This window comes from Microbulbifer mixtoriginis (SeqCode), assembly GCF_052468275.1.
This window is the reverse complement of record NZ_CP174341.1, coordinates 4,588,529-4,614,259: the sequence shown is the minus strand read 5'-3', so window position 1 is coordinate 4,614,259 and position 25,731 is coordinate 4,588,529. Positions and strand designations below refer to the sequence as shown.

Annotated in this window: 18 protein-coding genes; 11 read left to right on the top strand and 7 right to left on the bottom strand. The window is 50.4% G+C overall.

Annotation, left to right across the window (positions count from 1 at the left end; all coding sequences use genetic code 11):
• Positions 1 to 119: 119 nt before the first annotated feature.
• Positions 120 to 1,901 (bottom strand): peptide MFS transporter, encoded by a 1,782-nt coding sequence (locus ACJJIC_RS20135; RefSeq protein WP_252084672.1) that lies wholly within the window; start codon positions 1,899 to 1,901, stop codon positions 120 to 122.
• A 241-nt stretch (positions 1,902 to 2,142) separates the two neighbouring features.
• Here ACJJIC_RS20135 and ACJJIC_RS20130 point away from each other — a divergent pair, with 241 nt between their 5' ends.
• Positions 2,143 to 3,276, top strand: coding sequence for a tetratricopeptide repeat protein (locus ACJJIC_RS20130; RefSeq protein ID WP_445357740.1), 1,134 nt, complete (start codon positions 2,143 to 2,145; stop codon positions 3,274 to 3,276).
• Positions 3,277 to 3,402: 126 nt separating this feature from the next.
• Here ACJJIC_RS20130 and ACJJIC_RS20125 read toward each other — a convergent pair whose 3' ends face one another.
• The 5 genes from ACJJIC_RS20125 to ACJJIC_RS20105 all read right to left on the bottom strand — a co-directional run bounded on the left by ACJJIC_RS20125 (position 3,403) and on the right by ACJJIC_RS20105 (position 15,163).
• On the bottom strand, positions 3,403 to 6,144 hold the full coding sequence (locus ACJJIC_RS20125; protein ID WP_444899016.1) for a TonB-dependent receptor plug domain-containing protein: 2,742 nt from the start codon (positions 6,142 to 6,144) through the stop codon (positions 3,403 to 3,405).
• 1,185 nt (positions 6,145 to 7,329) lie between these two features.
• Positions 7,330 to 10,047, bottom strand: coding sequence for a TonB-dependent receptor plug domain-containing protein (locus tag ACJJIC_RS20120; protein ID WP_444908771.1), 2,718 nt, complete (start codon positions 10,045 to 10,047; stop codon positions 7,330 to 7,332).
• Positions 10,048 to 10,279: 232 nt separating this feature from the next.
• Positions 10,280 to 13,189 carry a TonB-dependent receptor gene (locus ACJJIC_RS20115; RefSeq protein WP_444908772.1) on the bottom strand — a complete coding sequence of 970 codons (2,910 nt, stop codon included), beginning with the start codon at positions 13,187 to 13,189 and terminating at the stop codon, positions 10,280 to 10,282.
• A gap of 112 nt (positions 13,190 to 13,301) precedes the next feature.
• Complete coding sequence (locus ACJJIC_RS20110; protein WP_444908773.1) at positions 13,302 to 14,345, bottom strand: FecR family protein; 1,044 nt, start codon at positions 14,343 to 14,345, stop codon at positions 13,302 to 13,304.
• A gap of 290 nt (positions 14,346 to 14,635) precedes the next feature.
• Positions 14,636 to 15,163 carry an RNA polymerase sigma factor gene (locus tag ACJJIC_RS20105; RefSeq protein WP_252084678.1) on the bottom strand — a complete coding sequence of 176 codons (528 nt, stop codon included), beginning with the start codon at positions 15,161 to 15,163 and terminating at the stop codon, positions 14,636 to 14,638.
• Positions 15,164 to 15,398: 235 nt separating this feature from the next.
• Here ACJJIC_RS20105 and dnaX point away from each other — a divergent pair, with 235 nt between their 5' ends.
• The 10 genes from dnaX (at position 15,399) to ACJJIC_RS20055 (ending at position 24,068) form a co-directional block, all read left to right on the top strand.
• On the top strand, positions 15,399 to 17,393 hold the full coding sequence (dnaX, locus tag ACJJIC_RS20100; RefSeq protein WP_445357739.1) for a DNA polymerase III subunit gamma/tau: 1,995 nt from the start codon (positions 15,399 to 15,401) through the stop codon (positions 17,391 to 17,393).
• Between the two features lie 61 nt (positions 17,394 to 17,454).
• A complete protein-coding gene (locus tag ACJJIC_RS20095) occupies positions 17,455 to 17,799 on the top strand; it encodes a YbaB/EbfC family nucleoid-associated protein (protein WP_152451685.1) in 345 nt (114 codons plus the stop codon).
• Positions 17,800 to 17,827: 28 nt separating this feature from the next.
• Positions 17,828 to 18,436 (top strand): recombination mediator RecR, encoded by a 609-nt coding sequence (gene recR, locus ACJJIC_RS20090; protein ID WP_445357738.1) that lies wholly within the window; start codon positions 17,828 to 17,830, stop codon positions 18,434 to 18,436.
• A 5-nt stretch (positions 18,437 to 18,441) separates the two neighbouring features.
• Positions 18,442 to 19,572: a ribonuclease D gene (gene rnd, locus ACJJIC_RS20085; protein WP_445357737.1), complete on the top strand. Its 1,131-nt coding sequence runs from the start codon at positions 18,442 to 18,444 to the stop codon at positions 19,570 to 19,572.
• Positions 19,569 to 19,856, top strand: coding sequence for a YcgL domain-containing protein (locus ACJJIC_RS20080; RefSeq protein WP_252084682.1), 288 nt, complete (start codon positions 19,569 to 19,571; stop codon positions 19,854 to 19,856). Before rnd ends, ACJJIC_RS20080 begins: the two co-directional genes overlap by 4 nt.
• Positions 19,857 to 19,865: 9 nt before the next feature.
• A complete protein-coding gene (locus tag ACJJIC_RS20075; protein WP_445357736.1) occupies positions 19,866 to 20,315 on the top strand; it encodes a YcgN family cysteine cluster protein in 450 nt (149 codons plus the stop codon).
• 59 nt (positions 20,316 to 20,374) lie between these two features.
• Positions 20,375 to 20,755, top strand: a complete 381-nt coding sequence (locus tag ACJJIC_RS20070; RefSeq protein ID WP_252084684.1) for a hypothetical protein — start codon at positions 20,375 to 20,377, stop codon at positions 20,753 to 20,755.
• A gap of 364 nt (positions 20,756 to 21,119) precedes the next feature.
• Positions 21,120 to 21,800 (top strand): YEATS-associated helix-containing protein, encoded by a 681-nt coding sequence (locus ACJJIC_RS20065; protein ID WP_252084685.1) that lies wholly within the window; start codon positions 21,120 to 21,122, stop codon positions 21,798 to 21,800.
• Positions 21,801 to 21,940: 140 nt separating this feature from the next.
• Entirely contained in the window at positions 21,941 to 22,786 is an 846-nt protein-coding gene (locus ACJJIC_RS20060) for an AAA family ATPase (RefSeq protein ID WP_445357735.1), read from the top strand.
• Between the two features lie 100 nt (positions 22,787 to 22,886).
• Positions 22,887 to 24,068, top strand: coding sequence for a vWA domain-containing protein (locus ACJJIC_RS20055; RefSeq protein WP_252084687.1), 1,182 nt, complete (start codon positions 22,887 to 22,889; stop codon positions 24,066 to 24,068).
• Between the two features lie 126 nt (positions 24,069 to 24,194).
• On the opposite strand, the gene ACJJIC_RS20050 is transcribed toward ACJJIC_RS20055, so the two are convergent.
• Positions 24,195 to 25,688, bottom strand: a complete 1,494-nt coding sequence (locus tag ACJJIC_RS20050) for a peptide MFS transporter (protein WP_444891251.1) — start codon at positions 25,686 to 25,688, stop codon at positions 24,195 to 24,197.
• Positions 25,689 to 25,731: the final 43 nt, after the last annotated feature.

The window sequence follows — 25,731 nt, the reverse complement described above, 5'->3', positions numbered from 1 at the left end:
GGTTGCCTGGCTCGGCGCCAATTAGGTTCGCCGAGCTTTATTTATCCCAGAGAGGTGGGAGGCCAAAAATAAAAAGGCCGCTGTAAAACAGCGGCCTTTTGGTGCTATGGTGGTTCTTCCTAGCGGATACCACACATGCCTTTTTTCAGCAGCGGTGAGATAACAATCATCAATGCACCGACACCCAGGCCCCACCACATCAGATACTCATACAGGTTGGTATAAGTCGCCAGAGTGGAGGCGAGATCAGTTGCTCCATCCTGGGGAACAGCTGCCATCTTACCGATACGGGTTGCAACGGTTTCTGACAGGGCTGTTGCCAGGAACCAAGTGCCCATACTCACACTGACCACTTTGCCAATGGACAGCTTGGTCACGGCGGACAGACCAACAGGGGAGAGGCACAGCTCACCAGAGGTGTGCAACAGGTAGGCGAGCACCAGCCAGATCATTGCCACTTTACCGGCCTCTGTGGGGTATGCAGCACCTAGCACCAAGGCGCCGAAGCCCAAGCCAGCTTGGATAATGCCCAAACCGAATTTCACCGGTGTACTTGGTTCCCATCCGCGCTTGCCCAGCCAAACCCACAGGGTTGCGAAGGGAATGGCCAGCAGCATGATAAAGCCTGCGTTGAGTGAGCCAAACATGGAGGCGCGTACTTCACCGTCGCCGATGGAGCGGTCCAGTACACGGTCTGCATACAGGGTCATAGAACCTGCGGACTGTTCGAACAATGCCCAGAAGACGATAGTAGAAGTAATAAGGACCATCAGTACAACGGTGCGTGAGAACTCCTCACTATAGTGGCGGACAAAGCCGTAACCAATAAAGGCTACCAGAGCCAGCAACATGCCGCCCAACCACAGGTCGTCGCCATTGAAGGCCCAAATCAGGCCAAGGCCGGCAGAGAGAGCTGCCATACCAATGGCGACAACATCTTTACTCTTATTGTCTTTGTACAGCATGGAGAACAGGATTAGGCCGACGATTGCGACGATCAAGAGGCTGTTCTGAGCCAGGTGCACCATGGGCTCACTCTGTACCAGGTACCAAACCAAACCAAGAGACAGGATGGCGCCGAGGTAAACAGCCCACTCTTTATTGATCGGACCAAGCGCCTTTTCTTTCAGTACTTCCGGACGGCTCGGTTCTGCCAGGCCGTCAAGGTACTTTTGGCCCCAAACAAAGGTGATCAGGCCGAAGACCATACCGATACCGGCAAGACCAAATCCATAGCCCCAACCGTAAGTTTCTCCCAGCCAACCGCACAGCAGGGTAGCAATAAAGGAACCTACGTTGATGCCCATATAAAAGATGGTAAAGCCGGCATCGCGGCGGGAATCATTTTTCGGATAGAGTTGGCCGACAATGGTGGAAATATTGGGCTTCAAGAAGCCGACTCCCACGGTGATCAGTGCCAAGGCCATAAAGAAGACTTTAAGGGCCACCACATCCTGAATAATTACGTTTTCAGTCAGGGTGGTCCCTGCCGCAATCACGCTGCCATCATTCAAAGTAATGGCTTCTGAAAGAACTGTACCTGCCGCATAGGAGATAGCCTGATGGCCTTCCACAGCCATTAACAAGTGGCCTAGACACAGCAGGACACCGCCAAATAGTACGGCCTTGCGCATACCCAGGTAGCGGTCGGCCAGCAGACCACCGATCAGGGGCAGGGCGTATACCAGGCCGGCATAGGCGCCGAGTACGTCGTAACCCGCGCTATCGGTAAAAAGGTGATACTTGGTGAGGTAGAGTAGGAGCAAGTACTTCATCCCATAGAAGGAGAATCGCTCCCACAGCTCTGTAGCAAAACAGATATAGAGCCCTTTCGGGTGGCCGAGCAATTCGCCCGAGCTCGGAGAGGCCGCCGTTGTGACGTCCGCGACATTAGAAGACATAGAAGTTCCTCTGTCTGTAATAGTTATTGGGGAACCTCCGCTAGCCACTCTCCCGGAATAAGAGGCGGGATTGATTGGGCTGCTTCCAGAGCTTCCAGTACAGCGGACAGAGTTTACCAGCTGACTAAATTACAGGCGAACCGTTGTGGAACAATTTAGAGAAATGGTAATCGGGTGCTTCCATTGCAGTGTGATAAGTGGTAAATCCTGCGTAACATGGAATTTTAAGGGGAAAATAACAATGAAAACCCTATTGCTGCTAAGTTTGCTCCTGTTCTTGAGTGCATGTGCGAGGCTACCGTCTGGTCATCTTCAGTCAGTTGACTTGGAAAATGCTTTAAGCGGTGAGGCTTTGCTAGGCAGAGCGGTCTCCCTGGGGGAGTTGCCGCAAGAAGATCTTCTGGGGTTAGACTCAGAGATGCGTGCTTATTTGAAAGGGTTAGTTCCAAATGCCAGCCCGCAACGTCGTTTGGCAGCCCTGATACGGGCCTTTGAGCAGCGCGACTTCACTGTGGAGTATGATGAAAGCGCTACCTTAACAGCCATGGAAACCTATCGGCAGGCACGAGGTAACTGCTTAGCCTTCACTCTGATGATGGTGGCGATGGCCAGGGAATTAGGGGCTGAGGCCTCCTTCAACCAGGTAGAAGTACCTCCCGTCTGGAGCCACGATGAGGCTGAGACCTTCATCGTTTACCGACACGTGAATATGGTATCGGAAAGCTCGCGAGGCCGCCGCGTAGTCGATTTCAACCTTGCCGCTTATGACCCCGCTTACGATCAGCATATCCTGGATGACACAACGGCCTTTGCTCTCTACTACAGTAATCGCGGGGTTGAGTTGATGCGTGAAGGGGAGAGAGAGCAAGCCTTTTTATATCTGCGCAAGGCTCTGGAGCTGCGTCCACAGAGAAGCGATTTATGGGCCAATTTGGGAGCCATGTACAGCCACTTCGGCTTTCTAATCGAGGCGCAGCATAGTTACCAGCAAGCCCTGCATTTAGAAAGCAGCAACCTCGTTGCAATCAGCAATCTGGAGCGCCTCTACCGATACAACGACCAGCAAGCACTTGCCGATGAATATGCCAAGCGTGCCCGCTACCACCGGGAACGCAATCCCTATTATCTCTTCTACCAGGCACGGGATGCCTATGAGCAGGGCGACTTTAAGCGTGCCGAACATCGTTTGCGCAAGGCTGTATCGCGTTATGAGGGTGATCATCGCTTCCACTTCTTACTCGGGTTGGCCAGATATCAGCTTGGGGAAATGGCAGCATCAAGAAAGAGTTTTGAAGAGGCTTTCTCGCTGGTGACTAGCCCCTCAACAGTCAACGCCTATCAGAGAAAATTACACCTGATAATGCAGAACGATTAAGAACTTCTGCTACTTGTAATTAAATGTTAAGTACAAGTGCGTACTAAATTTAAATGCTTAATCGCTAAACAAAGAAAGGGGCCTGATCGGCCCCTTTCTTATTTATTGACTTGCGAGATTCGCTAATTAGAACTGGTAAGTAACACCAGCCCAGGCATAGCGGCCTTGGTAGTCGTAAGTGCCATTAGTATCGAAACTGTTAGCGCCAGTGATTGCGGTATAGGATGGATCGCGATCGGTTACGTTGTCGATACCAGCGGTTAAGCGCATAGCCTCATTTACATCCCAACCTGCCTTGAGGTTCAGGTAAGTGTGAGACGGCATATCCAACGTTTCACTATGGCCATCACCAATGTACTGGACGTCTGCGCCAAAGTCCCAGTTATCGGCGTACCAGGTTGCACTCGCCAAGCCGCGCCACTTGGTATATGCATCGCCTGTATTGCCGATGTAGTCGAGGTAGTCAGTGGTACTACCTGTTTGGGAATTGTGCTCTTCGTATTCAAGTAAGTGAGTAGCCTGAGCACGGAGGGCTAGCTTACCAGCGTCATAGTGGAAGTTTTGTACAACATCGATATCGATACCACTGGTATTGATCTCACCAACATTCATCTTAGCGCCATTTATGTCGATGATATCGTTATTATTCAGGCGTGTAATAAAGTTACAGGCAGCTTCTTTGCCTTCATTGCGGTAGCAGTCATCCAGTATTTGCTGGAGGTCAGGAGACTGGATCGCGTCTTCAACTTTTATCTTGAAGTAATCCAAAGTAATGGATAAATCTTCAGTAAATGCTGGGGTCCATACAACTCCGGCTGTAAAGCTAGTTGACTCTTCAGGTTGTAGATCCGCATTGCCGCCAATATTTACAGGAATTTGGCTGCCTACCTGTACTAAAGTTTCGGAAACTCCCAGTGCGTCACAGTTACCACCTCGACCTTTAGAATTAACTTCTTTGTTAGTCGCGCAAGGGTCGATTAGTGATGGGTAACTCTGGGCGGTGCCGCTATAGAGTTCATAGATTCCAGGTGCACGGAAGGCGGTAGATAGACTGGAACGGAAGCGTAGGTTTTCCGTCGGTGCGTAAACGGCACCAACTTTGTAAGTTGCTTGACCGCCAAAAGTATCGTAGTCGGAGTAGCGTATAGCAGCATCAACAGAGAGTTCATCTGCGTACTTGGCCCCAGACAAAATTGGCAGGTTAAACTCCGCAAAGACCTCGGTAACGGCGAAGTCACCGGAAGTTGCTTCTTGCTTATTAGCGAAAGTATCACCACTTTGGGTTTCAATACTTGGATTGAACTCGCCAGACTCTTTGCGATACTCAACACCAGTAGCAAAACCAAGAGCGCCGCCTTGGAATTGAACTGCCTCGATATCTCCAGTCAGGCTGGCGCCAAAGTTGATCATTTCATATTCATTATCTTCACGGTCGGTGTAGCCGATATAGTTAGCTACTTCATCACTGAGACCGCCGAAGAACTGAATATTCTCCTCTTCAATGCCGCTGGTGCCGTCGAGAATTTCTTGCAACTTTGTTTTGCTGATGGCGTTGGCTAAGGTGTTTTCACCTTCATTTTTGCCATAGCTTAAGAAGGTGTCCCAACCCCAGCCATTAGCCAGGTCGCCACGTGCTCCGCCAAGAATACGGAAGGTTTCCGTTTTCTGTTCTGAGTCACGGGTTCCTGTGTCTACGGGTCGCACAAGAATAGTGGAGACACCATCAGCCCAGTTCTCACCATGAGAGGCTTTCGGTTTTTCAGGTTCTAGTCCATCGGGCTTGCCCAGCTCTTCCCACTTTGCTTTAGCAGCCTCGTATTCTGCTAGGTCAATTTGATATTGGCTCTCTGCTTCATCCCAAGCTTCTGCTAGCTGCGACTGAATTTCGGCGGGAAGATGGTCTGTGGTTAGGGCCAAACCATTACCCGTGTATAACGGCTGAGCGGCCATTTGTTGGTTTGTGGTCTTTACGGTGTAGGAGCCTTCACCGTAAAGCTCAATAGAGTCAGTAAGTGAGAAGGTACCACTTCCTGTTAAGCTGGTGCGCTCCATAGCACCAGATAGCCACATGTATTGGCCAATATCGTAACGCGTGTAATCTCCAAGTTCAGTACCGCCTTCCTTTATGGTGAAAGCACCATCATCACCATAGTTAGTGAATAAGGAACCTGTGGCAGCTACAGCACTTGTTAATCCTGCCCAGTCTCGATCTTTATAAGTAATTTCATCGCGCTTGCTATGGGTAACGTTAGCGATAAATTGACCGCGATCGAACTCCTTACCAAAGGTGATGGACAACTCGCCATTCTCACCGCCACCTGCTTCAGTGGCACCTGCTCGGGCGTTAACACGAACGCCATCGAAAGAGTCTTTCAAAACTACGTTGATAACACCGGCTACAGCGTCGGAGCCGTATACGGCGGAAGCACCATCGGTTAGAACTTCGATACGATCGATCATATCAACCGGGATGTTGTTCATATCTACAGCAGAAGCGACACCGGAACTGGAAGATACGAAGCGGCGACCATTAACCAGTACCAGGGTACGGGCAGAACCCAGGTTACGCAGGTCCACAAATGACAGACCAGCACCACCGTTGTTGTCATTGGCATTGATACCGGTTGTTCCCATGGATGGAAGTTGGTTGAGTAACTCATCGATGGTGCCAACACCGGAGCGCTGGATAGCTTCAGAGTCAACTAGAGTAATGGGACCGGTAGTGGATAGTGGGTCACGAGCAATGCGGGAACCAGTAACAACTACTTCCTCAACCTCTGGTCCGGGAATAGATTCCTGGGCGAAAACGCCAGAGCTGGCGATTGTGCCCAGTGCTGCAATGGCAACGCTCAGTTTGGTCTTGATCATAGTGGAACCTTTTTATACTTAAGGTGCTTTTATGGCTATAAAGTTTATATAAGAAAACCTGTCAAAGGTGACTTTAATTCATTATCGTCCAATATGGAACTACCGACAGGCTTTTAGAGTCCCTGATCAAGGTTTCTCAGTGTTAGGTTTACACTAGATGTTTTCGTATTTTACAGTCTTTTCTGGGTGTTTTTTGTTCTATTTGGCTTGGGTCCGCAAACTTGTCATATGAAAGCATTGTTTATTAAAAAAAATATTTTTCGATCTGACTTAGGAGTTTGAGGTGGTATTAGTGGGCCTCCATTTTCTTATATGGAATGTTATTGAATGGGGTAGCGTGTTAACGGTGTGAAGCTGAGTAGGGTCCATTTGTGTAATGAGCCGCAACGTAGATGATGGTTGAGAGAAATAGATTTGTCCTTTGCGAATCAGATGGGCGATGCATCTACATAACTTTGTCACTGCTGGTATTAGATTGTCCGGAAGAATTGGGTTATTACACAGGACTTTATGTGGTAATAGGCCTTATTTTATTTGTGACTCATAAGTAACTATCCATACATTAAACTTTTGGAACAATGAAGATTCAAATAGGTCATGCCCATTGCTTTTCAAAAGCACCCCTTAAAACTTCTACTTCGTAAGTACTAAAATACTGCATCACTTGCCTTCTGTTTAGTTGAGGAGGAAAGATAGGTTTACCGCTTTTGGGGGAGTGGGTGGTGTAGATACTTTGTGTTGGTGTTGAGAGGGTGTTAAGGATGTTTGTAAGTATCCACACAAAGTAACAGAGCAATGATCCGCTTAAGAGTTAGGCCCAAAACAATATTTGGCCATATGAGACTAGAAGTGTATGAAAGGCAGTTGCCTACTCTGCGTATTTAGTGATAGATCAATTGACCGTTTTGCTTCAAAAAGGGAGATCTTATTGTAACCTAGCAAGTTATAGAAAAGAGGCTCATATTAAGGTGTCTTGATTTTTGAAGGGTCGTTAGTGATGTTGCAGTTTGTATTGATTCCATCTTGCTGAAATTTTTTAGTTTTTCGGGTCCTTTGGGGTTTTGTAGGGTAAAACGTGGGCTGCTCACCTTGATAGTTTAAGATCTTATTATTTTGTCATGTTAATAAAAAAGGGCCAGTTTTAACTGGCCCTCAATATCATCATAACCTTCTAATTGATTTCTCTTAGAAAGCTACGGTGTACTCACCATAAACAACACGGCCGGTAGCGTCATACAGGTCAGCGTGTTCACCAGGGTACTTGCCACCTCTATCAAGAACAGGATCCTCATCAGTCAAGTTACGAGCACCAATCTTTATTTTTCCAAATGACTGGAAGTCGTAGCTGTATGAAAGGTTCAAAGTGGTCCAGCTGTCTAGCTGCTCACTTTGAGTGGCTAGTCGGAAACCGTCAGTTCCAACAGGTTCGATGAAATCACCTTCGGAATGTTCACCAACATAGTCAACTATTAGGTTCACTGCATGGTTGTCGTAGTTCCAACCTAGTGCAAGCTGGGCACGTAGATCAGGCTGAAGGTTGAAGCCGACAGTCTCCTGTTGCTTGCCATTGTAGAAAGGCATTTGTTCATAAGTGAGGGTGTGGGATACCAGTGTATCAGCGGTAAATTGACCAAAATCAGTCTCTATTAATCCGCTAACTTTTAGGTCCAGGCCAGTGACGCTTAATGTGCCACTGTTTTTGTAAGTAGAATAAACTTCGGCAAAGCCACCGGCTCGGTTTACATAAACGCCATCAGCCTCAGTCATTTCAATGCCGGCAGCTTCAGCATATAGCACGCTTTGTGTGGATGGTTGGGTAATTACATTATCAACCTCTACACTCCAGTAGCCTAGGTCAACATTCCAATTGTCGTTGATCTCGTAGTTTGCACCGATGCTAAAGGTGCTGGACTCTTCGGCTTCAAGGTCTTCATTAGATGCGTAGTAAGTATCTTTTTGCTTTGGAGAGCCGCAATCAGATGGATCATACGCTTCGCCAGCGGCGATGGCAGATTGCTCGCAGGCAACATAATCGACAGCTCTCTCAGCAGAGAAGGTCTCTGGTCCATACAGTTGGTCAAGGCCAGGGGCTCGGAAGCCTTCACTTACTCGGGCGCGCAAAGTGAGGGCGTCCATTACATTCCAAGTGGCGCTCAAGGATGGAGAAACTGCAGAGCCAAAGTCACTATAATCGTCATAGCGTATTGCTGCATTTACTTCTACACCTTCAACTACAGGAATAATAGCTTCAGCAAAAACAGCTGTAACATCACGATCGCCGGAAGAAGAGTTACCGGCGCTACCGCCAACTAGTCCTGCCTCTGAGTGGGAGTCGTACTTGTTTCCATAGTCCACGGAGAAGGCTTCCGCACCAGCGAGCATGGTTACTGTACCAGAGGGTAATTCGAAGGCGTCGAACTGGACATGACCATAGGCCTTAGTCATATCAGTGTAATTGTCTTGGGTTGCAGTATGACGCATCGCTGCAGCACCTTCTTCAGAGAAGGGATCGATGCCTCTAGCCAGAACGTAGTCTAGACCAGGGTAAGAGAGGTAGTAGTAACCGTACTCTTTTACGTCATAGTAGCTTTTCTGTAAGTAGGTCTCGTAACTGACATTGTCATTGATGTCGCCACGGAAGCCAGCAACTATATCATACTGAGTGTCGGTGACGAGATTGTCACGCGTTCCGATATTAGTCCAACGATAATAGCCGGTAAGATTGTAGTTTTCGCTGATTTCACCAGATGCCAATAATGCATCGATATCAAAGGGTACATCGGCATAGTCAGCGGGCATGTTATCACTGGGGTCTTGCCAGTTACCCCATGTGGCGGCGGGAGGTGCAAAGCGGCCAAAGGACTCTACGCGAGAAAACAGCAAGGTAGAGAAAAATTCCATGCTGTCAGTCAGTTGATAGCTTGCATTAACGTAAGTGTTAACTTTGTCGAGCTCTGCCTTGTTGGCTGAGACGTCGCCATAGTTATACATGCAGTAACTGTGCTTGTTCAGATTTGAAGGGGCGCCCCAGTCTGAGTCAGCACTAACTTCGCCAAGGAAGCCGTTACCCGCTGCGCAGCCATTCGCTGCAAGAATTTGGTTAAAGCCAGTCGTTGGATCGAATAACCAAATGGATTTACCATAAATTGAGGCGCCGTCAGTCTCATCGTAGGCTTCAATCTCTCCATCGCCATTTAAATCTTTGGCCCAGGGAGCAGTGTAATCACGATCCTTATCAAAAATCGGATCGCGACGATTCCATTCAGCTGCAACGGTAATATTGCCTCGTTCACCACTCATACCAGTGATTAAAGCAAAGCCTTCTTCGCGTCCATCATCGCGGGAGCGGTCGGCGCTAGTTACTTTGAATTCTAGGCCTTCAAAGTTCTCACGCATAACCATGTTTACTACGCCGGCAACGGCATCAGATCCGTAAACAGCAGAGCCGCCATCGGCCATGATGTCAACACGCTCAATTGCGGCCATGGGGATCATGTTGATGTTGATAGCTGATGCGCCTAGGTTGGGGGAGCCAACCATGCGTCTGCCGTTCAACATAACTAAAGTACGAGACGAGCCTAGGCCGCGAAGGTCAATAGTGGCGTTAGACTGTGCGGAGCTACCAGAGCGCTCACTAAAAGAGCCCATAGAGTTGAGTGGTGAAGTGCGTAGAACATCAGCTACTGTCAGGGCGCCGATGGCATCAATGTCTTCTCTATCGATTGAGACATTCTGGGCGGACTGGTCAAAATTTGTGCGCTTAATGCGAGACCCTGTTACGACAACCTCTTCTACTAGGGCTGCGTCTTCTTGGGCAAATACGGGCATAGCAGGAATCATGATCGCCGCTGCAGTTAGCCCCAGGGCCCCCTTTACAGCTGCGGACAGGAGATTCTTTTTCATTGTCAATCCTCTCTTGATCGTTGGATTTATAATCTTTTGTCAAAATCGACGAGTTATGAAAGCAGCTACCCCCAAGTGGCCGCTTCCCTCCCAACATATCTTCTAACGATTGGCGTAAAAGATCCCTCAAAGAAAAATCTCATTTTTTTTCTAATACTTCCTAAAGATCGAATTGACAGGTTTGAGAGGGGTGGTTTGAGCAAACCCATAAAGGAATAGATAGTGACTGGAATTAAAGTTTTATCGAGAATGTACTATACCAGTACCGCCCGGTCATATCGTAGGTGTGGTGGTCAAAATTATTGTCGATTGCTGTAATGGCAAGAGGAGGTGAGGCATTAAGCAGGTTGTGAATCCCGGCTGTTAGTCGAAATTTATCTTTTATATCAAAAGAGAGTTGTACATCATGACTAAACCAACTGCCTATATCATGGGTGGCGATTTTATCGTTGTGAGCGTAGGTTTCCTTAGTGTTGCCGACGAAATGTACAGTGTAGCCGGCTTTCCATCGGTGAGTGCTCCAATAAATTCCTGCGTTGGCTTTAAATTTTGGCAGTGAGCCCGCCCCGCCAGTTGTGATGTCTACAAAAGTGCCTGCCAGTTCCTCTTCGGGCAGTCCTGCGGCTCCTTGATTGAGATAGTTCAGCATATGGCTTATGTTCATAGCCAGTTTGAACTGCCCAAGCTCATCCTGGGGGAGATCATAGCGGAGTGCAACATCGTAACCACGGATGGTTCTGCGGCCTTTATTGATTCTTGTTGCGAGAATTTTGGTGATTTCGCCTTGCTCGTCTCTCAGTACTCTATCGCTGAATAGCCCAGCATAGGCATTTTGCTCAACTAGGAACTGAGGGTTACTGCCAATGACATCTTCCTGTTGGATGTTAAAAATTTCGACTGCAGTACTTAATCCTTCTATTTGCTCCGGTGTCCAGGCAAGGCTGGCTGTTAGGGTTTTTGAAGTTTCAGGCGTGAGGTTGGGGCTGCCTCCAAACTCGGTAAGATACTGAATTCGTGCGCTGTCTGATTGCCCTGTGCAGCCAGTTAAAGTGCTTGCGCTCTTGCTGGTGCAGGGGTCGAAGATAAACTCCTGACTTTGATAGCCTTGCTGATACATATCAGTCAGGGTGGGGGCCCTGAAGCCGCTGGCATAGCTGACCCGTAGATTTAAGTCTTCCAAAGCTTGCCAGCGTATGGCGAGCTTTGGATTGTATGTATTGCCAAAGTCGCTATAGCTGGATAATCGGACTGCCCCATCGAGCCAGAGTTTTTCTTCTTTAATTGGGATTGAGACCTCGGCGAAGGTTTCTTTAATGGTGCGTGAGCCTTGAGTTGCTCCTGGGGAGTGCCCACCAATATAGGAAAGGCCGTTTAGGTCATTCGAGTCGCTGGTCAGGGCTTCATGCCTAATCTCAAACCCTGCTGCCGCTAAAATTTCTCCGGCTCTGGTTTCCCCTAGGGATCCGTCTGAGATAAAGGTGAGAGATTCCATTTTCGTGCGGCTGTTAGTGGTGCTTGTTCCTCGAATAAAATCCAGCTGCTCCTGAGGGATGCTGCCGCTGGGGCCGAGGAGATTGATGGGGGTGCAGTCGTTACTCGAATTACAGCTGGTAGGTCCCTTCAAGCCTTGAGAGAGCGCTAGGGGGTTAATAAGGTTACTGAGTTTTTCAGATTTTTTTGCCCTTTGCAGGGAGGTATTCAATTCCCAGTGCCACTGGTTGTAGACCCCTTTGATTCCTGTGTTGAGTCTCCAGGTGGCTGTGCGGTTTTTTTGAATGCGTGGACCTAGCTCCGTAATGCGCTTCCTAACATCTGTAATTGTTTGATTGAAGGGGTTGTAAATGTTATCTGCTGCTATTGTCAAATCACCGTTATCGAAGCGTGTGAAGACTGGGGAGGGCGCTTTGGTCGACTCTGCAGAGGTGTGTAGACCCATTGCCTCGGCAAATACAAGGAGGTTGTCTGAAAGGTCAAAATTAGCAGATAGGTAAGCAGAGTTACTTTTGAGTGGAGTGATGGCAGAGGTGTAGTCGTTATAGTTGTAGCGATCTTCTAGGGACCAGTCCCGATAATTATTGGAGGTTTGACTGGTCAGAGTGGCACCGTTATCAAGCGCGATAAATCCTTCCGGGGTGGCTGATGAGCGCTTATCTGTGCCACCAAAATTTCGGCTGTCTGCAGACTCAGATAAGTTGCGGTCGCGGCTCATTATTGAGCCTTGGGTGTATTGTGCCAGGTTGAGCATGATATGACCCCGCTCGCCGTGTCTCCCCCAGGTTAAATGGTGGGATTCGGTTTCGCGATCGCCAGCTCCTGATTGCCCATAGTAGCTATCTATAGATAGGCCCTCGAAGTCCTTGCGGAGGATAATGTTGATCACTCCAGCAATGGCATCCGATCCATAAACTGCAGAAGCCCCGTCTTTTAGGATTTCGACACGCTCAACTAAAGATAAAGGAATTGTGTTGAGGTCAGTAGCCTCTCCGTTGTAACCATCTCCAATTATGCGGCGGCCGTTGATCAAGACTAGTGTGTTGCTGGCAGGAAGGTAACGGAGAGAGACGGTGGCTGTGCCGTCATCCTGTTGGCTGACTGAGGTGCTGGTGGAATTTCCCGAAATGGCTGGGAGAAACTTGAGTACATCGGCAACAGTTTGCGCTCCGGTAAGTTCAAGTTGCTCCCGGGTTAGTCTGTCGATAGGAGCATAGCCGTCTAGCTGATAATGGCGCAAATGGCTGCCGGTAAGGCTTTGGCCGGTAACTGTGATTTCTTCAGGTGCTTTGCTGGATTGCTGTTCAGATCGAGGGGTTGACTCCTTATTTGGAGTCACCGCGAAGGAGGTCGGGCCTATTCGATGATAGGAAAATGGAAGGCCCTCTAGTAGTTGTTCAATTGTTGCTTCAAACTGGTTTTGCCCTGTGCTCAGTGTCTGCTTAGGTAGTTGATATAACGAAGCTGAGGAGGTTGGTACCAGAATAGAGACTTGGCACTGCCTTCCCAGAGAAATGAGGGCCTCTGGCAGAGAGCTCGCTGGAAGCTCGATTCTGGGCTTTGGGCACAGTACATCGGCTGCACTATTTGCCGACAGCATGAGTGCTAAAAAAGCTGTAGCCCAGTGCTTTACCGTCAAGAAATTGCCCATTTTTATTGCGCCCAGCAATTTGAATTTAACTGAGCGGGTGTATCTATTGTGTTTGTGGGCGGGGAGTTGGTTATTTGCCTAATAAACGACCGCCATTTGAGACGGTTATAACCTAGTTGTGCTTGGGAGACAAGATAGTCAGGTTGTTGTTGCTGCGGTCCTGCTGAAGGTCCAGGGCAGTGGTAATGGCTTCGAGTGTGTTATCTGGGTCGGATATGGCAAAAGTACCAGATACTAGGCGCCCCTCGATTTGTGGTGCAGCGACAACAGGGGTGGCTAAGTAGCGGTTTAGCTCTTGCAAGGCCTCCTTGAGGGGAGTTCTCTCAAATACCAAGATACCGCGAGTCCAATCTGTCGCCTCTTCCGGTGAGGTGCGCTGGACTTGGGCGAGTCCCTGGTCAGATACGCTGACCTTTTGGTTCTTGATTAGCGTAACGGAGTCGGGGGTTAGGCCTGGTGTTTTCTCTGTTTCACTGACGGAGACTTTACCTTCGGTTACTGATACTCGGGTATTCTCTGGGTTCAGCTCTACATTAAATTCGGTTCCCAGTACGCGGATACTTGCACTGCCTGCGGTAACTGTGAAAGGGCGGGCAGTTTGGCGAGCCACGTCAAAAAAGGCCTCTCCACGAAGGAGTTGCGTTTGTCTTTCCTTGCGGCTAAAGCTGACGCGAAATTCACTATTGGAGTTCAGCTTTACTTCGGACCCATCAGGCAGGCTGATGGTCCGAATCTCACCTAGCTGGGTGATATAAATTTGTTGATCAGTCTTGCCGTTTCCCAGCCATTGCAGGCCAATCCAGACGGCGAGGAATACACCACAGGTGGCGAGTCCGCCACCGATAAACCATTGCGGTAGTCCCCAGTGAATAGGTTGCACTCTTTTCTTTTCTTGAGCTTTTCCATTTTGGGTGTGGGGGCTGGGTACACTCTCAGGGAAAAGTTGGTCGATTGGCATATGGGCGAGGGCACCCAGGTCGCCCCAGAGCTCGACCACCTCATCGAAAGCCTGGCGATGAGCTTCAGAAGCCGACAGCCAAGCCTCGAATACATGCTTTTCCGCGCTACTCATGGCCTCTGAGCGTAAGCGAGCAACCCAAGCACAGGCCTGGTCCAGGCTCTCATCGCTTGTTTGACTTTGGGGGTTGCTGTTCATATTTGCTCTAGTAGTTAAGGGTTAAATAGCGCTTATAAGAGTGGGACTTTGGTCTCAAAATTCAGTGCATCTTACTCAAAACTGCCTGACTTTTGCGATGCCGATGAAGGTAAAGATCTCTCTGCAGAATAATCGCAACGCAACTGCTTCGTATAGCAGCGAATAATTCTGAAAGTGCCTCACTTTTCAGGTTCTGCCAGGATTTAAGCTCCACTCATGCACACTGAGACGGCTAAGGAGGTGCCCCCCTCAACAAAAGTTGATGGGGATATGAAATGAGCCCTAATGGTTTACGGGGAGGAATCCACTTTGCGCCGGCAGGCTTTTAGTGCCTGTAGAATATATTTCTCCACACTACTCACAGAGATGTTCATTTCATGGGCGATTTCACTGTAAGAGAGTCCACGTGTTCTATGCAGCAGAAAGGCTTGTCGGCACTTCAGTGGCAGTTTATCCATTGCCTCATAGATGGACTGTAATTGTTGGCGTGCAGCGAGAACCCGTTCTGGGGACTGGTGATCGGTATGGTCGTTACCGTGAGTCTCCCCCTCTAATGAGACTTGCTGATTGAGGTACTCCACATGCAGCTTGCCTCGACGTAGTTGGTCAACAGCCAGATTGTTTGCGATTTGGTAGAGATAGGCGCGAGGGTTTTCCAACTCCTTTTCATCGCTGAGTTTTTGTAGGCGCAGGTAGGCATGCTGAGCAATATCCTCGGCATCGTCTGGGCTTTTGACAATACGTGCGACAAAGCGTACCAAGGCTTGGCCGTGCTCGGCAAATAGCCTCTCCAGAAGTGTTTTCCTGGCTTTATTCATTGCGTATTGCTTTCCCCGTCCCAGGCTCGCTTTATCATTGTGAATTGTTTGTTCTTAGTGCGAGCTGGCGCAGTTATATCACAAGGTTGGCTTGGGCTACGAGTGGCGCGAAACGATCTCTTGGGATGATAGCCTGCTATTCGCTATGCCTCGTCGTCTATGCCGGTATAATGGCGCCCGCGCCAAAGGCGCTGAGATATAAGTTGGCAGAGGTGTGCCGAGCACCGGAGACTGGATGAGCTATCAAGTACTGGCACGTAAATGGCGCCCGCGTCTTTTTAAGGAGATGGTGGGGCAGGAGCATGTGCTCCAGGCACTTATCAATGCCTTGGATAACGGCCGGCTGCACCACGCCTACCTGTTTGCCGGTACTCGGGGAGTGGGAAAGACCACAATTGCCCGAATTCTGGCCAAATGCCTGAACTGTGAGGAGGGTGTCAGCTCTGAGCCCTGCGGACAGTGCAATGCCTGCAATGAGATAGCCGATGGCCGTTTTGTCGATCTGATTGAGGTGGATGCGGCATCCCGCACCAAGGTGGAGGATACCCGGGAGCTGCTGGAAAATGTCCAGTATGCTCCGACCAGAGGTCGCTACAAGGTCTATCTGATCGACGAAGTGCATATGCTCTCGAACAGTTCCTTTAATGCCCTGCTGAAGACTCTGGAGGAGCCGCCGCCCCATGTAAAATTCCTGCTCGCTACCACAGACCCACAGAAGCTGCCAGTAACTGTGTTGTCCCGCTGCTTGCAATTCAAGCTTAAGAATATGAGCCCCGAGCGGATTGTCGAGCATCTGCGCTTTGTACTGAGGGAGGAACAGGTGCCTTTTGAAGAAGGCGCCCTTTGGCAGTTAGGCCGCGCGGCAGACGGTAGTATGCGCGATGGTATGAGTCTCACCGACCAGGCTATCGCTTTTGGCGGTGGCAAAATCAGCGAAGCCGAAGTGCGTGGCATGCTCGGTAGCATCGATACCGGCTTGGTGTGGAAACTGCTACATGCCTTGGCAGAAGAAGATGCGGCGACGTTGTTTGCTACTGTTGCTGAGCTGGCTCAACAGGCTCCAGACTTTGGCGCCACCCTGGCAGAGCTCTCCGATAATCTACATCGCCTGGCGGTCGCTCAGATTCTACCCCAGTCGATAGATAACGCCCTGGGCGATGGTGAGCGGCTACGACAGCTTGCCAGTCGCATAGCCCCAGAGAATATACAGCTCTACTATCAAATGACCCTGCACGCTCGCCGTGACCTGCCCCTGGCCCCAGATCCCCGTAGCGGCTTTGAAATGGCGCTGTTGCGCATGCTGGCGTTCCGTCCGCAGGGCGTAGCGACAATTCCAAGGGCAGAACTGCCTGAAACAACTGCTAGTGCACAAACTCCGACGGCGCTTAGAGAGCAGGCACCTATCGAGCAGGAGAATGCCGCCGAAAAAAAATCTGAAGTTGTGGTGCCTCAGCACTCTGAGAGTGCCGAAGCTGTGCCGACTCCAGGGCCTCATGTCGAAGCGATAGCGGCTGTGAAGAATGAAAGCCGGGTTCAGAACTCGGTGCCGGCTAGAGGGGATATGCCTCCTAAACTGGAAGAACCCGCGCCCCAGCAACCTCCATATCATGCAGAACAAGCCGGCGAGTTAGTACTGGATGCCCAGACTGCAATAGTTGAGCGGCCGCTAGAGGTTCCCAGCGCTCAGCCCTCTGGCTCGCGGGAGGGGGTTCTGGCTGAACTTCGCCAACGCGTAGCGGAAGCCGAGGCCTCTCCCCCTGCGGTAGAAAACCAGGCCCCCACGAGAATGGAAGCGGTTGCTCAGGTTGCTGAAGCGCCGCCGGCACGCTTTGATGCCCTCACACCAGGTAGTTGGCCGGCACTCTATAAGCAGTTGGGCGTCAGCGGCATATTGCACTCGATCGCGCAGCATTTGGAGCTAGTGGGGCGCCAGGACAATATACTTTCCTTTACCCTGGACGAATCTTTTAGCAGCCTCTATGACGAGGTGCATCAGCGGCGCCTGGGGGACTTACTGGGAGACTTTTTCCAGCAGCCGGTTATTGCACAGATTCAGGTGGGGCAGGTACAAGGCAGTACGCCGGCACGTTTGGCTGCGGCGACTCGCGATGCGCGCCTAGCAGCAGCGCGGGATGCCCTTACCTCAGACCCCCTGGTTCAGGAACTTCAGTCCGAGCTGGGCGCTGAGTTAGTGTCAGATACTGTTGAATCCCTGGCGAAGGCGGATTGATAGAGTTTTTGGTTACCCGGCGTCTAACCGGGCTCACACATAATAGAGATAGAGGTTACCTATGAAAGGTTTGGGCGATCTGATGCAACAGGCCCAGAAAATGCAGGCCGACATGCAGGAAAAAATGCAGAAGGTACAGCAGGAGTTAAATGAGCTACGCGTGTGCGGTGAATCCGGCGCGGGTATGGTTAAGGTCACCATGAATGGCCGGCACGATGTTATCTCTGTGGAAATCGACCCTTCCCTGCTGTCCGAAGACAAAGAGATGTTGGAAGATCTTTTGGCCGCGGCAGTGAACGATGCTGTGCGCCGAGCTGAGGAGAAGGCCCAGGAGTTACAAAAGCAGCAGGTGGGTAACCTCGCTTCTGGCATGAATCTGCCGGAAGGCTTCAAGTTTCCATTTTAAGGGGCAGAGCCCGGTTGTTTAGCCTTATATGTTTAGTCCCTTAATCGAAGAGTTGATTCGCGCGCTGCGCTGCCTGCCCAGTGTGGGCCCCAAGTCGGCCCAGCGCATGGCGATGTACTTGTTGGAAAAGGATCGCGACGCTGCAGAATTACTGGCGGACAGCCTAGCGCAGGCTGTGGAGAAGGTCGGTCGTTGTCAGCAGTGCCGTACATTGACCGAAGAAGCCGTATGCACCCTATGCAACAACAGCCGCCGCGAACAAACCTCTCTCTGTGTTGTTGAAACTCCCGCCGATGTGCTGGCGATTGAGCAGGCTGGTAACTACCATGGCCGCTACTTTGTGCTGCATGGTCACTTGTCTCCGATCGATGGTATCGGCCCCGCAGATCTTGGAATGGACCTGCTGGAATGCAGGTTGGCCAGTGAGCCATTACAGGAGTTGATCGTCGCCACCAATCCCACAGTAGAGGGGGAGGCGACAGCCCAGTACATTGCTGAGCGCGCCAAAGCGCAGGGAGTGACTGTCAGTCGTATCGCCCATGGCGTTCCCATCGGCGGTGAGCTGGAATATATCGACGGCGGTACCCTGGCGCACGCCTTCAATAGTCGCACCGCCTTCTTCCCCCCAGCAGAGTAATACCGATGGTTGAAATAGATACTACTCCGCGCTGGGTGGACTCCTGCGAGCAGTTGGCGGCTTTGTGCGCACAGTGGCGACAGCAGCGCGCTGTGGCTCTGGATACCGAGTTTATGCGCAGTCGCACCTTTTATCCTCAGCCGGCCCTAGTACAGGTTGGGGATGGCAGGCACTGCTACCTCATCGATAATCTCGCCATTGAAGACCTGCAACCGTTGCGTGATCTGCTGCTGGATACGGCTGTTACAAAAATCATGCACAGCTGCAGCGAGGATTTGGAAACTCTGGAGCGTCTGCTGGGGGTAATCCCCGAGCCCATTTTTGACACTCAGATCGCCGCGGCGATTAGTGGTATGGGGGCGGGCCTTGGTTACGCCGCTACCGTGCGCGAGCTATTGAGTATTGAACTGCCGAAGAGTGAGACCCGCTCGGATTGGTTGCAGCGCCCTCTCAGTGATGCCCAGAAAACCTACGCCGCACTCGATGTGGCTTGGCTGCCGGTTCTCTATGGTGCCTTGCTAAAGCGGTTGCAGGAGCAGCAGCGGGAAACTTGGCTAGTTGAAGACTGTGCAACTTTGGTGGCAACTGCGCGAAGCCCACAACCCCCTGAGTTCTATTACCAGAAAGTGAAAGGTGCCTGGCGCCTGCGCGGCAAACATTTGGCCGTGTTACAGGACCTTTGTACTTGGCGGGAATGTGAGGCGCGAACCCGAAATATGCCGCGCAACCACCTGCTCAAGGAGAATCTCTGTATGACCATGGCCCAGCAGTTGCCGCGGCATAAAGGCGCCTTGAGCCAGGCTGGTCTCGAGGGCCGTGCCCTGCGAGAACACGGTGATAGGTTGTTGCAGTTGATTTCTCGCGCCCTGGAGCGCAGCGATTTGCCGACGCGTTTACCGCAGCCGCTCAACCGACAACAGGGGGAGTTACTGAAGTTACTGCGTAAAGAGGTCGCGAGTATTGCAGAGCGTGAAAAGCTGCCTGCAGAAATCCTAATTCGCAAAAAAGAGTTGGAAGCCCTGGTCCTTGCTCGCGACCCCCAGTTGCAGGGGCGTCTCTGTGGTTGGCGCGCCGAAGTGGTTGGTCGGCCCCTGCTTAAAGCTCTGCGACATTTACGCAAAGAGGAAATGAAGTGAAAGTCTTGTGTGATATTTATCGCAGTCCCAAAAAAGAAGAAATGTATTTGTACGTCGATAAGCGTGAGGGGACTGCGCGGGTACCTAAAAATTTATTGGAGTTGTTTGGCAGCCCCCAGCACGTCACTACCATGCTAATGACTCCAGAGCGCAAACTGGCGCGTGCAAATGCCGACAAAGTCCTGCAAGAGGTACGTGTGCAAGGTTACTATTTGCAGATGCCGCCGGTGGCCGATTCTGAAATGCGTGAGATCGCATTGAAAAACAGCAAACTGCAGCGCTGAGTTAGATTAATGGCACAATTGCCTTTTTGGCGACGTAAAACTCTAGCGCAAATGAATGAACCTGAATGGGAAGCTCTGTGTGATGGTTGTGGGCGCTGCTGCCTGCACAGCCTGGAAGATGAGGAAACTGGTGAGCTTTACAACACCAATGTCGCCTGCCGTTTGCTGGATACAGACTCCTGTCGCTGTAGCCAGTATTCAAGGCGAAAAGAATTGGTGCCTGGATGTGTACAGTTGCGGGTAGAGGATATAGACCAATACACCTGGCTTCCGAGCACCTGTGCCTACCGTCGCTTGGCCGAAGGGCACCCTTTGCCGGAGTGGCATCCGCTTGTGAGTGGAGATAGCCAGTCTGTACACAAAGCGGGTATGTCTGTGCGCGGCAGTGTCATCAGTGAGGAGCTGGTTCACCCGGACGATATGGAGGAGCACATCGTCACCTGGGTGGAAGCCGGTTGAGCTAGTGAGGCATAGTCACTAGTTCCTGAACTGGGCGGGAAACATAGAGTAAATAAAAAATGTCTGAAGATTTTCAACTTGCCTGGTTGGTATATACCGGCTCGACACTGGTTTTACTAGCTGCCGGCTGGTGGTTTATGCGCAATTGGCGCTGGAGCTGGCTGCGCCGCACCTTGTTATTGGTCTTGGCTGGTGTACTACTGCTGCCGGTAAAAATACCCGTGGCCGAGTCAGTAGCCATGCCCGTACTACCCCTGTATCTCTACCAGGTATTATTTGAAGAAAATGGGGCTGCACCGGAAGTGACAGCAAATTTGGTATTTGCTGCAGGTGGTGCTTTAGCGGTGATGATTGTGTGGGGACTGGTTTCGCTATTATCTAAGTTTCGTCGCAGTCGCCGCCGTCGTTTCGACGAAGACCCATACTTCAAGGAACAGTAACGGGATTTTTCATCCAGATCTTCCCTCATCACAGGGCTCATCGCAACTGGGCCCACTCACTTTTCTCCCCTTGCTTATCAAAGGCGTTCCTTCCTTTCTCTAGCCTCTCTGTGGATGGTGACAGCTGCTATATCTATTAGGCTGCTTACGCACTTGGCGTGAGGCCAGACGAGCCGGCTTACTGATAAAGACCAATAAACAAGCCCCTGTTGGGAAATCATGGATTGTATTTCCTGAATATCCCAGTGGAGAGGGTTACTTATTGGTAAGCCAGACTCACGACAGATAAAGTTTATAAATTGCCCTTGGCGTAGATTTTCGCCCATTGTTATGGCGCAGGTTGCCAGATGGCTGAGGAACCCTGATGCTCGACCACCTGCTGATTCTCACTGCAGTAATGCTGGTATCGGGCATTCTCGGTGGGCTGGTGAACTATTATCAAATGCTGTTTACGGAGGAGGATCCCGCCGGCCTTGCTCGCTGCCTGATTATGGGATTGTGTGGTGCCTTAATGGTGCCAATCTTCCTGAAGTTTACCCAAAGCGATTTACTGATCGAAATCCAAGGCGACCCTTCGCGGCTTTTGATTTTTACAGGTTATTGTCTGCTTGCCGCTATAGCTTCCCGCATGTTCGTGTTTAATGCTGCGCGTCGCCAGCTGCGCGATGCCAGTATCGCCCGTGCTCGAGTGGAAAATATGGAGCAGGAACTGCGCACTATGCAATTGGAAATGATGCCTTTGCTGGAACATGAGATAGAAGGGGATCTGGAGCAGGGGCCGGTGCTGGATTTCAACCAAATTCGCAAGCTGGACGACAATGCCCTGCAGGTACTCAATCTGCTAAATGACGGTGAGTGTGTATTCCGCTCCCTAAGTGGTATGGTGCAAGATAGTGGTATGGAGACCAATTCTATTGCCCGTGCCCTTAACAGCCTGCTTGTATTAGAAATGGTGGGTAAAATCCACAGTCACCTGGGAATTCGTTGGTATATCACCGGTAAGGGCCGCCAAGTGGTACATCGCCGCAGCACTCAGATGGCTTGAGCCATAGTTGATAACCCCTTCATTTAGTCTCTACTCGGGCTGGTCATCCAATTTGATCGTTCCCGCCTCGCCACCCGCCCCGCTGTTCAATTATCATTCGCTAAATCTGAAGATAGCGTGATGACAGGATTGGAGTAAGCATGAAATTTACCGGTACCGATAGCTATGTAGCTACCGAAGACCTGCAGATGGCGGTGAACGCAGCCGTCACCTTACAGCGCCCTTTGTTGATCAAAGGCGAACCGGGCACCGGCAAAACACTGCTCGCGGAACAGGTTGCCGAGAGCCTTGGAATGAAATTGATCCAATGGCATATCAAATCTACCACTAAGGCCCAGCAGGGACTTTATGAGTACGATGCGGTATCCCGCCTGCGCGACTCCCAGTTGGGGGTGGATAAGGTTCACAATATTGCCAATTACATCAAGCGCGGCAAGCTGTGGGAATCCTTTGCTGCGGAAGAGCGTGTGGTACTGCTGATCGATGAGATTGACAAAGCGGATATCGAATTCCCCAACGACTTGTTGGTGGAGCTGGATCGAATGGAATTCTTCGTTTACGAAACCGGAGAAACTATCAAGGCCAAGCACCGCCCCATTGTCATTATTACTTCGAATAATGAAAAAGAACTGCCGGATGCCTTCCTGCGCCGCTGCTTCTTTCATTACATCAGCTTTCCCGACCGCGATACCATGCGCAAAATTGTCGATGTCCATTACCCGGAAATCAAAGGGCAACTGGTCGCAGAAGCGATGGATATTTTCTTCCAGTTGCGCGAAGTACCGGGTTTAAAGAAGAAGCCTTCCACCTCAGAGCTGATTGATTGGTTGAAGTTATTGATGGCCGATGATATTCCGGAAGAAGTACTCAAGAATCGCGATAGCAGCAGTGCTATTCCTCCGCTGTATGGCGCCTTGCTGAAAAATGAGCAAGATGTGCATATGCTCGAACGCTTGGCGTTTATGGCGCGTCGTGACAACCGCTGAGTAAGCCTTGTTGCCTTTCATTAGGGGTAAACTTCTGCCCCTGATGATGTTCCGCTCGGTACCACTGAGCATTTTCTCCCATTGCTGACTGCGAATTACTATGCTGATTGGCTTTTTCCTGAATTTACGTCGCTATAAATTACCGGTATCCATCACCGAGTTGTTGGCCTTGCTGGAGGCTTTACAGCAGCGCCTGGTTTTTGCAGATCTGGAGGAATTTTATTTCCTCGCTCGTGTCTGCTTGGTGAAGGATGAAAAACATTTCGATAAGTTCGATCGCGCTTTCGAGGCCTATTTCAAAGATTTGGAAACCCTCGACGATATCGTTGAGCAAATGATTCCGGAAGACTGGCTCAGAGCGGAATTCCTCAAGCAATTAAGCGAAGAGGAAAAGGCTAAAGTCCAAAGCCTGGGTGGTTTGGAAAAGTTGCTGGAGGAATTCAAAAAGCGTCTCGAAGAGCAGAAAAAGCGCCACAGTGGCGGCAATCGCTGGATAGGCACCGGTGGCACCAGCCCTTTTGGTAACAGTGGCTATCACCCTGGTGGTATTCGGGTGGGAGGGCAGGGACGTAATCGCTCGGCATCCAAGGTTTGGGAGAAGCGCCAATTTAAAAATCTGGATGACAGTATCAGCCTGGGAACCCGCAATATCCAAGTGGCTCTGCGCAAGTTGCGTAAATTTGCCCGCACTGGCGCAGCAGAAGAACTGGATTTGAATAACACCATTTCTTCCACTGCGCGCAATGCGGGTTTGTTGGATATTAAGATGGTGCCAGAGCGGCACAACGCAATAAAAGTGCTGATCTTTTTCGATGTGGGCGGTTCTATGGACCCTTATGTGCGTGTGTGTGAAGAGTTATTCTCTGCCTGCCGCTCAGAATTTAAGCATTTGGAGTATTTTTATTTTCACAACTTTGTCTATGAACATGTGTGGAAAGACAACCAGCGGCGCTATAGCGAGAATACGTCTCTGTTGGAAGTACTGCGTACCTATGGCAAGGACTACAAGGTTATCTTTGTCGGTGATGCCTCTATGGCACCCTACGAAATTACCAGCCGTTTCGGCAGTGTTGAGCATATGAATGAAGAGCCGGGTGCAGCCTGGATGGAACGTATCACCGATATTTACCACAATCTGATCTGGCTAAATCCGGTTGATGAGGAGTATTGGCAGTTTACGCCCAGTATCGGCATGACCCAGCGTCTAGTGGATGGCCATATGTATCCGATGACCCTTGAGGGATTGGATCGGGCGATTGCCTATTTAGTCAAAGGCCGCTAATAGCGGCGTCAATGAAGGTTCCTTGCAAGAAGCTCTAATCTAAGGAGTTTTAGGCAAGGAATTATCCACAGGCGGCACACTCCTGTGCCGAACTACCCGATAGATAATTTTAGAGTTAATCAAGTACTACTCTTTATTACCGCTGAAGTGTTTGGGTGGCGTTCCCTCGTGATCAGCAGTAATACTGATTTCTTCTCTGGTGGTTTCGCCCACTGTAACATGCACCTCTTCTGCACCGTGCATCCAATCCACTAGTTTTTCACGAATCAAATATAGAATAAAACCGGCCACTATGGCAGTTAGTGCGACACCGCCGAAAGTGGCGAGTGGTCCAGAAACCCCCACTAATTTACCGATCTCTGCTGCCCCTTTGTTGGCGATACCAATAAAGGCAAACCAGAGTCCCATCATCAGGGATAAATAGCGCAGGGGAGATAATTTAGTCACCACAGAAAGTCCGATAGGTGACAGGCAAAGTTCACCAATGGTGTGAAAAATGTAGGCGAAAATCAGCCACCAGATGCTTGCTTTAATGGTCTCGGAGTCGCCGATTTGTAGTGCCGCGCCGCACATAGAGAGAAAACCGATTCCGAGAAAAACTAACCCCAAGCTGAATTTAGCCGGTGAACTCGGCTCGCGATCTCCCATACCTACCCAGATAGAGGCCATAATCGGTGCGAGGATAATAATAAACAAGGGATTGACCATTTGTAGCCAGCTGGCAGGAATTTCCCATCCAAAGATATTTAGGTCGGTGCGGTACTTGGCAAATAGATTCATTGACCCGGCAGCTTGCTCAAAACCAGCCCAAAAAACCACGATAAACACACCCAGAACCAGAATGACTTTAATGCGATCCCGCTCTTCCTGTGTGAGGGGGCGGTGTTTATTTTCCTCCTCGTCTTTTTTATTTTTCAGTTCCAGATGAGCGGAGGGTTCTACGCCTATTTCTCCCAAGTAGCGTTTGGCTTGAGTCATTTGCAGAATCAGGCCCAGCAACATACCAATGCCTGCAACAATAAAGGCGAGCTGGTAGTCCACCTTTTCCCCAATCCAGCCTACGACCAAATAACCGAGAATTGAGCCCAGGTTGATCCCCATATAGAAAATAGTAAATGCGGTATCGCGGCGGTGGTCCCCCTCTTCGTAGAGATCCCCGACCATAGTGGAGATGTTCGGTTTAAAGAAACCATTGCCGATAATCAGTAGGGCCAGCCCCAGCCACAGCATGTAAATCTCACTACCGTCTGGTAGCCAGGTATGAGGAAAACCCAGGGAGAATTGCCCCAGCATCATCAGGGTACCGCCAAACATGATGCAACGGCGCTGCCCCCAGCGGTTGTCAGCCATCCAGCCACCGATAATGGGGGTCAGGTACACCAACATGGCGTACCAGCCCAGATAGCTCAGGGCTTTGGACTGCAATTCAGTATCGGTGAGCTGTTCCCAGCCGAAGACTGCGGCAGTGGCAGTGGAAGTCAGGTAAAAGACAAAAATACCGCGCATGCCGTAGTAGCTGAGACGTTCCCACATCTCGGTGCCAAACAGCAGAAACAACCCTTTGGGGTGGCCAAACAGCTGTCCGGCGCTGGCGGGGGGCTTGGGCTTGATCTCTTGCATAGTACTGCTCGCAAGGTGTGACCCTAAGGCGCAGCACTGCCAC

What these genes read in the sequence shown, in the direction of transcription:
- ACJJIC_RS20075 (WP_445357736.1), top strand. Translation starts at nt 19,866, where the DNA reads ATGGCACAATTGCCTTTTTGGCGACGTAAAACTCTAGCGCAAATGAAT.
- ACJJIC_RS20125 (WP_444899016.1), bottom strand. Translation starts at nt 6,144, where the DNA reads ATGATCAAGACCAAACTGAGCGTTGCCATTGCAGCACTGGGCACAATC.
- ACJJIC_RS20130 (WP_445357740.1), top strand. Translation starts at nt 2,143, where the DNA reads ATGAAAACCCTATTGCTGCTAAGTTTGCTCCTGTTCTTGAGTGCATGT.
- ACJJIC_RS20065 (WP_252084685.1), top strand. Translation starts at nt 21,120, where the DNA reads ATGCTCGACCACCTGCTGATTCTCACTGCAGTAATGCTGGTATCGGGC.
- ACJJIC_RS20050 (WP_444891251.1), bottom strand. Translation starts at nt 25,688, where the DNA reads ATGCAAGAGATCAAGCCCAAGCCCCCCGCCAGCGCCGGACAGCTGTTT.
- ACJJIC_RS20070 (WP_252084684.1), top strand. Translation starts at nt 20,375, where the DNA reads ATGTCTGAAGATTTTCAACTTGCCTGGTTGGTATATACCGGCTCGACA.
- ACJJIC_RS20135 (WP_252084672.1), bottom strand. Translation starts at nt 1,901, where the DNA reads ATGTCTTCTAATGTCGCGGACGTCACAACGGCGGCCTCTCCGAGCTCG.
- ACJJIC_RS20105 (WP_252084678.1), bottom strand. Translation starts at nt 15,163, where the DNA reads ATGAATAAAGCCAGGAAAACACTTCTGGAGAGGCTATTTGCCGAGCAC.
- ACJJIC_RS20110 (WP_444908773.1), bottom strand. Translation starts at nt 14,345, where the DNA reads ATGAACAGCAACCCCCAAAGTCAAACAAGCGATGAGAGCCTGGACCAG.
- ACJJIC_RS20115 (WP_444908772.1), bottom strand. Translation starts at nt 13,189, where the DNA reads ATGGGCAATTTCTTGACGGTAAAGCACTGGGCTACAGCTTTTTTAGCA.
- ACJJIC_RS20060 (WP_445357735.1), top strand. Translation starts at nt 21,941, where the DNA reads ATGAAATTTACCGGTACCGATAGCTATGTAGCTACCGAAGACCTGCAG.
- dnaX (WP_445357739.1), top strand. Translation starts at nt 15,399, where the DNA reads ATGAGCTATCAAGTACTGGCACGTAAATGGCGCCCGCGTCTTTTTAAG.
- ACJJIC_RS20055 (WP_252084687.1), top strand. Translation starts at nt 22,887, where the DNA reads ATGCTGATTGGCTTTTTCCTGAATTTACGTCGCTATAAATTACCGGTA.
- rnd (WP_445357737.1), top strand. Translation starts at nt 18,442, where the DNA reads ATGGTTGAAATAGATACTACTCCGCGCTGGGTGGACTCCTGCGAGCAG.
- recR (WP_445357738.1), top strand. Translation starts at nt 17,828, where the DNA reads ATGTTTAGTCCCTTAATCGAAGAGTTGATTCGCGCGCTGCGCTGCCTG.
- ACJJIC_RS20120 (WP_444908771.1), bottom strand. Translation starts at nt 10,047, where the DNA reads ATGAAAAAGAATCTCCTGTCCGCAGCTGTAAAGGGGGCCCTGGGGCTA.
- ACJJIC_RS20095 (WP_152451685.1), top strand. Translation starts at nt 17,455, where the DNA reads ATGAAAGGTTTGGGCGATCTGATGCAACAGGCCCAGAAAATGCAGGCC.